An 11,505-nucleotide genomic window follows, 5' to 3' on the forward strand; every position below is an offset into this window, starting at 1 on the left:
TGCATGACCGTCTAGGCCGGGGTGGAGGAACCGGTGCGGTCAGATTGGACCGGCCGGTCGCAAGCATTCGAGTAAAAGGGGAGCCCGCCGTGTCAGCCGATGGAATCCGTGTCGACATAGATGTTCAATACCTGCAGCAAACCCTTGCGGCGCTGCTGGAGATCCCGAGCCCGACAGGCTTTACCGACAATATCGTGCGCCACGTCTGCACCGAACTCGACGCGCTTGGGGTCAGCTATGACCTGACGCGGCGCGGCGCGATCCGGGCGCGCCTGCCCGGCGCGCAGCGCGCCGGCGCCAGGGCGATTGTTTCGCATGTCGATACGCTCGGCGCGCAGGTCAAGTCGCTGAAACCCAACGGCCGGCTCGAACTGGTGCCGATCGGCACCTGGTCGGCGCGTTTCGCCGAAGGCGCGCGCACCACGATCTTCAGCGGCAAGGGCGCCTATCGCGGCACGATCCTGCCGCTCAAGGCATCGGGTCACACCTATGGCGACGGGGTCGACGAACTGCCCATCGGCTGGGACTATGTCGAACTGCGGGTCGATGCGCGCGCGGGATCGGTCGAACAGCTCGATGCGCTCGGCATCGAGATCGGTGACATCGTGGCGATCGATCCGCTGCCCGAGTTCACCGAAAGCGGCTATATCGTTTCGCGCCACCTCGACAACAAGGCGGGCGTCGCTTTGATGCTGGCCGCGCTGCGCGCGCTGCTCGACGCGCCCGAACCGCCGGTCGATGTCTATTGGCTGTTCACCATTGCCGAGGAGGTCGGCCATGGCGCAGCGGCGATCCTTGTCCCCGAGATCGCCTCGATGGTCGCAGTCGACAACGGCACCTCGGCGCCCGGGCAGAACTCGTCGGAATTCGGCGTGACGCTGTCGATGGCCGACATGAGCGGGCCGTTCGATTATCACCTGACGCGCAAGCTGGCCGAATTGTGCCACGAGAACGATATCCGGATGCGCAAGGATGTGTTCCGCTATTACCGCTCCGACAGCGCCTCGGCGATCGAGGCGGGGGCAGATGTGCGCACCGCGCTGGCGACCTTCGGGGTCGATGCAAGTCACGGCTATGAACGCATCCACATGCATGCCCTGCGCTCGCTGGCCGAACTGCTGACCGCCTATGCCCTGAGCACGGTCGAGATCACGCGCGACGAACGCGAGACCGGCGATCTCGAGGGCTTCACCCGCCAGCCGACCGATCCGGCAAGCTCTGCGGCACCGGCCTCGTCCCGACGGACGTGACGGGGCGGAGCTGGCCAGTCGGGTCTGCGTCAGCGGCGATTGGCACCAACAAGGGGCCGGGCAACCGGCCCCGCAGGCTTCAGGAACCGGGGCCTACCCCGGCCGGCCGACAGCCCCCGGTTCGGCATCGCTCAGGAACTGGCGCAGCACCACGGCCTCCTGTTCCTCCATCACCTTCTGCGCGGCCAGCATGTGCGCCCGCATGATCGCCCGCGCGGCCCCGCCGTCGCCCGCCTTCAGCGCCTCGATCAGCCGCGATTGATAATCCCGGCCGACTGTCCGGAATCCGGGGATCGGACGGCGATAGATCCGGCGGCAGATCGTCAGTTCCTTCAGCAATCCGATCAGGAACCGGCACTGGAATCCCAGCAACGGATTGGGCGAGAACGAGGCCAGAAGCGCGTGAAAATCGAGCTCGGCAAAGCGCTGGCGCTCGGCGATCTCGATGGTGTCGGGCCGCTCCTGATAGACCTGCATCACATCTTCCAAAGCCGCGATCTGGTCTGCGCTCAACCGGCCAGCTAGGTCATGGGCCAGCACGGGTTCCAGCACCCGGCGCAGCTCATAGATATCGGTGATCCCTATCTCTTTGAAATAGAAATAGTTTCCCAGAAGCGCCCGCGCCCGCGCCTCGCTCACCTCGTTGACAAAGGCGCCGCCGCCCGGGCCGGTGCGGGTGCGGATCAGCCCCTGCGCCTCGAGCACCCTCAGCGCCTCGCGGATCGTGCCCTTGGCCATGCCGAAATGCGCCATCAACTCGGCCTCGCCCGGCAGGCGGTCGCCGGGGCGCATACCTCGTTCCACCACCCAGTCCTTGATGGCGGCGGCCGCGCGCTGCGGCCGGCTCATCCGCGGCGGATCAGCGGGCAGGGTTGTGGCAGGCGGCGAAGTGTCCTCCTCCATCGTCCTCCAGCGGCGGTTGAAGGTTTCGGCAAATCTCTGTGGCGGCCGGACAGCGCCGGGCAAAGGCGCAGCCGGGGGGCGGATTCAGCGGATCGGGCAGTTCGGCATCGGCCCCTTCGGGCGCGCCAAGCGGCCGTCCAACCGTGGGCGCGCTGCGCGCGAGCAGCGCGGTATAATGGTGGCGCGGCCGCGCAAAGATGTCCTGCGCCGCGGCCAGTTCCACGATCCGGCCGAAATACATCACCGCAACCCGGTCGGCCACCGCCTCGACCACCGCCAGATCGTGGCTGATGAACAGATAGGTCAGGTCGAACTCGTCCTTCAGCCGCGCCAGCAGGTTCAGCACCTGTGCCTGCACCGAGACGTCGAGCGCCGAAACGGGTTCGTCCAGAACCAGAATGCGCGGGGCCGCGGCCAGCGCGCGTGCGATCCCGATCCGCTGCGCCTGCCCGCCCGAGAATTCATGCGGATAGCGGTCGAGGAACTCGCGCCGCAGGTTCACGGCATCGAGGATCTCGTCGATGCGCGTGGCCCGCCTGTCGGCCGGCATCCCGTGCAACAGCTTCAGCGGCGCCTCGAGGATCTTGCGGATGGTCTTGCGCGGGTTGAGCGAACTGATCGGATCCTGAAAGACATACTGGATCACCCGCCCGAAGGCCGCCGGGTCCTTGCCCGCCTGATCGGCATAATTCGTGCCCTCGATCTCGATCACCCCGGCCGAAGGCGGCAAAAGCCCGACGATCATCCGCGCCAGCGTGGACTTGCCACAGCCCGATTCCCCGACGATGCCCAGCGTCTGGCCGCGCGACACCTCGAGGCTTGCGTCCTGCACGGCATGGACCGCGGGCTTTTCCCTGCCAAAGCCGAACAGGCTGCGCCCGCCGCCGAACCGCTTGTCGAGCCCTTCGATCCGCAGTGTCGCCGTCATGCCCGCGCCTCCGCATCCGCGTTTTCGGGGAACAGGCAGCGCACCGCGCGGGTCTCGCCAAAGCCGTCAAGCGCGATCTCGCCCCCGCGGCAGGCCGGTTGCGCCTTGTCACAGCGGGGCGCAAAGGCGCATCCGGGCGGCAGATCGTCAACCGCCGGCGGCAGGCCGGGGATCGCGTGCAGCTCGCGCCGGCCGCCGCCGAGTTCCGGCACGCAGGCGATCAAGCGGCGGGTATAGGGATGCGCGGGGTCCGACAGGATCGCCCCGGTCGGTCCGGTTTCGACAATGCGGCCGGCGTACATCACCGCAATGCGGTCGCAAAGCTGGGCGACGACGCCGAAATCGTGGGTGATGAACAGGATGGCCACATTGCGTTCGCGCCGCAGGTCGTCGAGCAGCGACAGGATCTGCGCCTGCACCGTAACGTCGAGCGCGGTTGTCGGCTCGTCGGCAATGATCAGGTCGGGGTCGTTCACGAGCGCCATGGCGATGCCGACCCGCTGGCGCATGCCGCCGGACATCTGGTGCGGGTAATTGTCGATCCGGCTGGCGGCATTGGGCATCCGCACCGACTCGAGCAGATCGAGCGCCCGCTTGCGCGCCTCGGCTTTCGGCACCGGGTGATGGGCACAGATCGCTTCGACGATCTGGTCGCCTATGGTGTAGAGCGGATGCAGCGTCGCCAATGGATCCTGAAAGATGTACGAAATCCGGTCGCCGCGCAGATCCCGCAGCCTGGCGAAGGGCGCCCCCAGGATCTCCTGCCCTGCATAGCGGACGGTCCCCCCCGCGATCACGCCGGGCGGCGAGGCGACAAGCCCCATGACAGACAGCGCCGTAACCGACTTGCCGGAGCCCGACTCGCCGATCAGACCCACGCATTCGCCCGCCCGCACCTGCAGCGTGACGCCCGACAGCGCATGAAGCGTGCGCTTGCCGACGCGAAATTCGGTGCGCAGATCCTGCACGTCGAGCAGTGCGGGAACCTCGGGCGCGGGCGGCACGGCCTCGCGGTCGACGACGGTTCGTGCCATCGGCCGGGTCAGTGCGCCCGACCGCAGCCGCGGGTCGAGCGCATCGCGGATGCCGTCGCCGACAAGGTTCACGCTCATCACGATGACAAAGATCATCAGGCCCGGCACGATCGAGGCATGGGGATCGGTGATCAGCGCATTGCGCCCCTCGCCCAGCATCGAGCCGAGGTCCGCCACCGGCGGTTGCGAGCCGAGGCCAAGAAACGACAGGCCCGCGGTCTCAAGGATCATCCAGCCGACCGTGGTCGACATGGCGATCACGATCACCGGCAGGACGTTCGGCAGGATCTCGGACACCATGATGCCCAGATCGGTCTGGCCGGTCAGCCGCGCGGCATCGACGAATTCCTTGTGGGCAAGGCTTACGGTGACGCCGCGGATGTTGCGGGCAAAGAAGGGGATGTTGACGACAGATACCGCGATCAGCGCATTGACCAGACCGGGGCCAAGCGCGGCGACAATGGCGAGCGCCAGCAGGATGTAGGGAAACGCCATCAGCATGTCGATCGCGCGCATCAGCCAGTTGTCGACGCGGCCGCCGAAATAGCCGGCGGCAATGCCGATGACCGATCCGAAGAACGCCGCGCCGAACGAGGCGACGACGCCGACGACAAGGCTGAGCCTTGTGCCCCAGATCAGCCTGGAAAGAATGTCGCGGCCCAGATGATCGGTGCCAAGCAGATGGCCGGGCGAGAACGGACGCTGGAACTTCTGCGCCAGATCCTGGGCATAGGGGTCCTGCAACGGCAGGACCGGGGCCAGCAGGGCGATCAGCACGACCGCAATCAGGATCATGCCGCCCGCCGCCGCCAGACGGTTGCGGGCAAAGAGCTTCAGAAAGGTCCCGCTGGCCGCCTTCCGGGTCGGAGCGGTGGATACGGCGGCGGTCATGTCTTTACCCTCGGGTCCAGCAGGCTTTGGGCGACATCGACGGCCAGATTGAACAGCACATAGCAGGCGGCCACAATCACCACGCCGCCCTGCACCAGCAGGATGTCGCGGGTCAGGATCGCGTTGACCAGCATCCGCCCGACACCGGGCCACTGGAACACCGTCTCGATATAGACCGCGCCCGACAGCACGAACCCGGCCTGCACACCGATCACCGGGATGATCGAAACCATCGCCGCCTTCAGCGCATGGGCCCAGATCACCCGTCCCTCGCCAACGCCCTTGGCGCGTGCGGTGCGGATGAAATCCTGCCGCAGCACCTCCAGCATGGCGGAGCGCGACAGCCGTGCCACGACGCCTGTCGCGACAACGGCGAGCGCTGTCGCCGGCATGATCAGGTGGCGGATCAGGTCGGGCAGGTCGCCGCCGCCATAGATCGCATACATCCCCGAAACCGGCAGCAGACGCAGCCGCACGGCAAAGAACAGGATCATCATCATGCCAAGGAAGAACGAGGGGATCGAGATCCCGATCAGCACCACGAAGGTGATCGCCTTGTCGGCAAAGCCGTACTGGCGCGCGGCCGAAACGACGCCCGCGATGACACCAAGGATCGAACACAGCACCAGCGCGGTTCCGGCGAGGATCAGCGTCGCGCCGAACCGCTCCATCACCTCGTCGAAGACGGGCCGGTTGAGCGAGAACGAACGCCCGAAATCGCCCTGCAGCATGTTGCCGAGCCAGATGAAGTATTGCTGCACCAGGGGCTTGTCGAGCCCGAGGTCGCGGTTCAGCTTTTCGACGTTTTCGGGCGTCGCATAGCTCCCGAGGATTGCGGTCGCCGGATCGCCCGGGATCAGCGATATGATCGCGAAGACAATCACCGTGATTCCCAGGATCACCGGGATCGCGGCAAGCAATCGCTTCAGGATATAGGCGCCCATGCCTGGCTCTCCGCTCGGTCGTTCATGGGGCGGGGCCGGCGCGGGGCCGGCCCCTTTCGGCTCAGTTCTTGGCCACGTCCTTGAGGATCAGGAAGAACGAGGGCTGAAGCTGAAAGTTCTCGACCGCGGCAGTTGCGACCGCGTTCTGCTTCCAGTTGGCGACAAAGACCCAGGGCGCGTCGTCATGCACGATCTGCTGCATCTTCTTGTAAAGGTCCGCACGCTCGGTCTGATCGGTCGAGACGCGCGCCTTTTCCAGCAGCGCATCGACCTCGGGGTTCGAATAATAGCCCGAGTTGAAGCCGCCCTGATCGGGCCAGGCGCCGGTGCGCAGTGCGAGGAACGGCAGCGTGTCGGGGTCCTGGGTCATCCAGGCCATCTCGGCCATGTCGGCCTTGCCTTCGAGCCCGGGGTTCACCTCGCCAAGGAAGGTGTTCCATTCAAAGGTCTTGATCTCGACATCGAGCCCCACGGCCTTCAGATCCGCCTGGATCGCGGTGCCCATCGGGATCGGGTCGAGCATCCCCGAGCCGCCCTCGGTGACAAAGAACGTCAGCTTCGCGCCCTCTGCCCCGGCCTCCTTGATCAGCGCTTTCGCCTTTTCGGGGTCATAGGGATAGGGGTCGAGCGTCGCGTCATAGGCCCAGCCAAAGGCGGGCGGGGTCGGGCCGGCGGCCACCTCGGCGGTGCCTTCGAGCACATTGTCGACCAGCGCCTGCTTGTTGATCGCATAGTTCGCTGCCTGACGCACACGCTTGTCGGCAAAGGGGCCTTCCTTGGCGTTCAGGATCAGGAACCAGACATGCGGACCCGCCGCCTCGAAGATCTGGTAGCGGTCGTTCTGGAACTCCGAGATCGCGTCGGGCGGCACCTCGACCATCAGGTCGATGCCGCCCGCCAGCATCTCGGCGGTGCGGGTGTTGGCATCGGTGATGGGCCGGAACACCACGGCGTCGAGCGGCGGCGCACCGTCCCAGTAGTCGGGGTTCTTCTCGACCACCACGGCCTCGTTCGATCGCCATTCGGCAAACTTGAACGGCCCCGTGCCCGAGGGGTGGCGGCCAAAGTCGGCGCCATATTGCTTGACCGCCTCGGGCGAGACGATCAGCCCCGTGGCATAGGCAATATTGGCCATGAAGGGCGCATAGGGCTCGGAGAGAGTGAATTCGACGGTCAAGTCGTCAATCGCCTTCACTTCGGTCACCGAGGAAAAGAAGAACGCCAGCGGGAAGGGGCCGGTGTCGTGATAGGGATGATTTTCATCCAGCATCCGGTCGAAGTTGAACTTCACCGCCTCGGCGTTGAACGGCGTACCGTCATGAAACTTCACCCCGTCACGCAGGTGGAACGTGTAAACCTTGCCGTCCTCGGACACGTCCCAGCCGGTCGCGAGCGCGGGTTCAGGCTCCAGCGTGCCGTCCTTGTAGCGTGCCAGCCCGTCATAGATGTTCATCAGGATGCGGAAATCGTTGGCGGCGGTGACCGTGGCCGGATCGAGCGACTTCGGCTCGGCGATCTGGCCCACGATAAGAACCCCCGGCGGGGTCTGGGCAACTGCAGGCAACCCGACCGACAACGACAGGACCGTGGCGCCGGCAAGGGCGTGGAACGCCCGGCGCGTCAGCGGAAAAGGACTCATGGCAGAAAAGCTCCCTTGTTGATTGCCCTGAAATTATCACGATAAATTATTCCATCAAGAAATTTTCATGATAAATTGCCGGCAGGAGGTAGCTCATGACGTTTTCTGTGCTTGCGCGCGACCCCCGGACGGGCGCGCTCGGCGGGGCCGCGGTCACCGGTAACCTGTGTGTCGGCGGCTGGGTGTTGCGCGGCGATCCGCGCGTGGGGCTGAGCGCCTCGCAAGGGCATCTGCCATCGACGCTCTGGGGCGAGGATGTGTTGCTGCGGCTCGCCGACGGCGTCGCGCCGGACGAGGCAGTCGCGCAGATCGTTGCCGCCGATGCCGGTCACGCCAGCCGCCAGCTTTCGGTGCTGACCCGCGAGGGCGCCGTGGCCGCCCATGACGGCGCCGCCAACCACCCCTATACCGGCCACCTCTCAGGGCCGGACTGGATTGTCGCCGGCAACTGGTTGGGCTCGCGCAGGGTGATCGAGGCGGCAGCCGGGGCGCTGACGAGCGGCGGCGAGGATCTTGAAACCCGGTTGATTGCGGCGCTTCGGGCCGGCATTGCCGCGGGCAGCGACCGGCGCGGCACGCTGTCGGCCGGGCTTCTGATGCTGGCCGAGGATCGCCCGCCGCTCGATCTGCGGGTCGACTGGGATCCGGCGCCGGTCGACCGGCTTGACCGGCTGCTCGCCATGACCCGCGATCCGGCCTATCGGGCGTGGCTCGATGCCCTGCCGACGCGAAGGGAGCCCGAGAGAGCATGATGGACCAACCCGGACAGAGGGCCGCCCGGATGCTGGCGGCAGCGGCGAGGATTTCCGAGCCGGGGCCGGGCGTGACACGCCTGCCCTTCACCGACGAACATGCCCGCGCGAACGACCTCATCTCGGGCTGGATGCAGGACGCGGGGTTGGCGGTGCGCCGCGATTCCGCCGGCACCCTGATCGGGCGCCGCGAGGGCACCGACCCCGGCGCCGGCACCTTCCTGATGGGCTCGCATCAGGATTCGGTGCGCGGAGGCGGCGCCTTTGACGGGATCATGGGCGTCGTGCTGCCGATCCTTGCGCTGCAGGCGCTTGGCGATACGGCCCTGCCCTTTGCGGTCGAGGTCCTGGCCTTTGCCGACGAGGAAGGCGTGCGGTTCCCGACCGCGTTGATCGGGCCGCGGGCGCTTGCCGGCACGCTCGATCCGGCGGTGCTCGGGATGGAGGATCGCGGCGGGGTCCGGCTGCGCGATGCGCTGGCGGGATTTGGCGACCCGGATGCGCTGGCGGGCGTCGCCCGGCCGCGCGCCGAGGTGATCGGCTATCTCGAAACCCATATCGAACAGGGCCCGGTGCTGGAGGCCGAGGACCTGCCCGTCGGCATCGTCACCGCCATCGCGGGCATCGAACGCCATTCGGTCACGATCACAGGCCGCGCCGCCCATGCCGGAACCACGCCCATGGCGCTGCGCCAGGATGCGCTCTGTGCCGCGGCCGAACTGGTGGGCGCGGTCGAGCGGATCTGCCGGACCACCCCCGAGGCGGTCGGCACGATCGGGCACCTCGATGTTACCCCGAATGTGGTCAACGCGATCCCCGCGCGGGTCGATTGCACGATCGAGCTGCGCTCGGCCGAGGATGCAACCCGCGCCCGGGTCAGGGCGGCGGTCGAGGCAGCGGCCGGTCGCGCGGCCACGGCGCGGGACTGCACGCTGAGCCTCGAACAGACCTATCGCCAGCCAGCCAAGGCCTGCGACCCCGGCCTGCAGGATGACCTCGAGGCGGCGATCACCGCCACCGGGCTGCGCCCGCTGCGGCTGATGTCGGGGGCCACGCACGATGCCTCGGCCATGGCGGACCTCTGTCCGGTCGCCATGCTGTTCGTGCGCTGCCGCGAGGGGATCAGCCACCACCCGGAGGAATTCGCCAGCCCCGAGGACATGGCGGCGGCCATCGGGGTGTTGCAGCGCCTGCTGCTGGCCCGGACCGGGCTCCGGCCATAGCGACGCTGCCAACCTTCTGATCGACATGGGCTTTCCGACCCGCGCGGGTCGGGCGCGCGGATCTGCGCCGGTCTGTTTGACCTCGCGGGCGGGTTTCCATAGGCTCCGGTCACAAGCGAAACAAGCGAGGGGATGGCCTTGTGTGCGGCATTTGCGGCGAGATAACCTTTGACGGAAGCCCGGCGAATGTCGACGCGGTGGCCCGGATGGCCGACTGCATGGCGCCCCGTGGCCCGGACAGTTCGGGGCTTGTCTCGCGCGGCGACTGGGCCTTTGGTCACCGCCGCCTGCGCATCATCGACCTGTCCGAGGCCGGCGCCCAGCCCTTTGTCGATACCGATCTCGGCCTGACCATCGTCTTCAACGGCTGCATCTATAATTATCAGGATCTGCGCGCGGAACTCGAATCGAAGGGCTATCGTTTCGCCTCGCACGCGGACACCGAAGTCATCGTCAAGGCCTGGGCCGAATGGGGCGCCGCCGCGATCCCGAAATTCAACGGCATGTTCGCCATCGCGATCCGCGAACGCGAGACCGGGCGGACGATCCTGATCCGCGACCGGTTCGGGATCAAGCCGCTCTATTATGCCGAAACCGCGAAGGGGTTGCGCTTTGCCTCGACCCTGCCGGCGCTGGTGCAGGCGGGCGGCATCGACACCTCGATCGACCGCGTGGCGCTGCACCATTACATGACCTGGCACGCGGTGGTGCCGGCCCCGCGCACGATCCTGAACGGCGTGCGCAAGCTGCCCGCCGCCACGATCCGCATCCTCGAGGCAGACGGGCGCGTCGCCTCGGAACAGACCTGGTGGCGCCCCGATTTCACCCGCACCCCCGAGGAGGCTGGCCGCAGTGCCGCCGAGTGGGAGGAGATCCTGCTGGCCGAACTGCGCGCCTCGGTCCGCCGCCGGATGGTCGCGGATGTGCCCGTGGGCGTGCTGCTGTCGGGCGGCGTCGACAGCTCGCTGATTGTCGGGCTGCTGGCCGAAGAGGGGCAGAAGGACCTCGCCACCTATTCCATCGGCTTCGAGGAAGCGCATGGCGAGAAGGGCGACGAGTTCAAGTATTCCGACCTGATCGCAAAGCACTATGGCACCAATCACCACAAGATCATGGTCCCCTCCGACGAGATGCGGGCGAACCTGCCCCATGCGATCCGGGCGATGTCCGAACCCATGGTCTCCTACGACAACATCGGGTTCTACCTGCTGTCGCGCGAGGTCGCGAAGACGATCAAGGTGGTGCAGTCGGGCCAGGGCGCCGACGAGGTGTTCGGCGGCTATCACTGGTACCCGCCGCTTCAGGACGCCAACGACCCGGTGTCGTCCTATGCCGAGGCGTTCTTCGACCGCACCCACGCGCGGCTGGCCGCGCATCTGGCACCCGAATATCTGGCCGGCAAGGACGAAAGCCTTGCCTTCGTCGCGGAACATTTCGGCCGCGCCGGCGCTGACGATCCGGTGGACAAGGCGCTGAGGCTCGATACCAACGTGATGCTGGTCGATGACCCGGTGAAGCGGGTGGACAACATGACCATGGCCTGGGGGCTCGAGGCACGGGTGCCGTTCCTCGATCACGAAGTGGTGGAACTGGCGGCACGCATCCCCTCGCAGCACAAGCTTGCCGACGGCGGCAAGGGTGTGCTGAAGGGCGTGGCGCGCAGGGTCGTTCCCGCGGAGGTGATCGACCGCCCCAAAGGCTATTTCCCGGTGCCGGCGCTGAAATACATCGAGGGTCCCTATCTGGACATGGTCCGGGGCGCGCTGACCAACGAGGCCGCGCAGGCCCGCGGGCTGTTCCGGCAGGATTACCTCGAAACGCTGTTTGCCGACCCGAAGGCCCATATCACCAGGTTGCGTGGATCCGAGCTGTGGCAGGTCGCAATGCTGGAGCTGTGGCTGCAGGCGCAGGGCATCGACTGAGCGAGAAGCGGAGCGCGCG

The 11,505-nt window shown here is 66.9% G+C and carries 9 protein-coding genes; 4 read left to right on the forward strand and 5 right to left on the reverse strand.

The features are described from left to right. The first annotated feature begins 89 nt into the window (after positions 1–89). Positions 90–1,250, forward strand: a complete 1,161-nt coding sequence (locus DQG17_RS09980; protein ID WP_232829399.1) for an osmoprotectant NAGGN system M42 family peptidase — start codon at positions 90–92, stop codon at positions 1,248–1,250. 93 nt (positions 1,251–1,343) lie between these two features. On the opposite strand, the gene DQG17_RS09985 is transcribed toward DQG17_RS09980, so the two are convergent. The 5 genes from DQG17_RS09985 to DQG17_RS10005 all read right to left on the reverse strand — a co-directional run bounded on the left by DQG17_RS09985 (position 1,344) and on the right by DQG17_RS10005 (position 7,589). Then, positions 1,344–2,054, reverse strand: coding sequence for an FCD domain-containing protein (locus tag DQG17_RS09985; protein ID WP_232829400.1), 711 nt, complete (start codon positions 2,052–2,054; stop codon positions 1,344–1,346). A gap of 55 nt (positions 2,055–2,109) precedes the next feature. Next, a complete protein-coding gene (locus DQG17_RS09990; protein WP_116132705.1) occupies positions 2,110–3,081 on the reverse strand; it encodes an ABC transporter ATP-binding protein in 972 nt (323 codons plus the stop codon). Next, entirely contained in the window at positions 3,078–5,006 is a 1,929-nt protein-coding gene (locus DQG17_RS09995) for a dipeptide/oligopeptide/nickel ABC transporter permease/ATP-binding protein (protein WP_116132706.1), read from the reverse strand. The genes DQG17_RS09990 and DQG17_RS09995 overlap by 4 nt, the downstream gene beginning before the upstream one ends. Continuing rightward, complete coding sequence (locus DQG17_RS10000) at positions 5,003–5,950, reverse strand: ABC transporter permease (protein ID WP_116132707.1); 948 nt, start codon at positions 5,948–5,950, stop codon at positions 5,003–5,005. The genes DQG17_RS09995 and DQG17_RS10000 overlap by 4 nt, the downstream gene beginning before the upstream one ends. A 61-nt stretch (positions 5,951–6,011) precedes the next feature. Beyond that, entirely contained in the window at positions 6,012–7,589 is a 1,578-nt protein-coding gene (locus DQG17_RS10005; protein WP_116132708.1) for an ABC transporter substrate-binding protein, read from the reverse strand. A 95-nt stretch (positions 7,590–7,684) separates the two neighbouring features. Between DQG17_RS10005 and DQG17_RS10010 the strand changes: the two genes are divergently transcribed. The 3 genes from DQG17_RS10010 to DQG17_RS10020 all read left to right on the forward strand — a co-directional run bounded on the left by DQG17_RS10010 (position 7,685) and on the right by DQG17_RS10020 (position 11,486). Further along, entirely contained in the window at positions 7,685–8,341 is a 657-nt protein-coding gene (locus DQG17_RS10010; protein ID WP_116132709.1) for a DUF1028 domain-containing protein, read from the forward strand. Beyond that, positions 8,341–9,564: a M20 family metallo-hydrolase gene (locus DQG17_RS10015; RefSeq protein ID WP_116132710.1), complete on the forward strand. Its 1,224-nt coding sequence runs from the start codon at positions 8,341–8,343 to the stop codon at positions 9,562–9,564. Before DQG17_RS10010 ends, DQG17_RS10015 begins: the two co-directional genes overlap by 1 nt. Before the next feature lie 140 nt (positions 9,565–9,704). Continuing rightward, positions 9,705–11,486, forward strand: a complete 1,782-nt coding sequence (locus DQG17_RS10020) for an N-acetylglutaminylglutamine amidotransferase (protein ID WP_116132711.1) — start codon at positions 9,705–9,707, stop codon at positions 11,484–11,486. Positions 11,487–11,505 lie beyond the last annotated feature (19 nt).

The sequence above is a fragment of the Tropicimonas sp. IMCC34043 genome (assembly GCF_003390845.1).
Taxonomy (GTDB): Bacteria; Pseudomonadota; Alphaproteobacteria; order Rhodobacterales; family Rhodobacteraceae; genus Tropicimonas.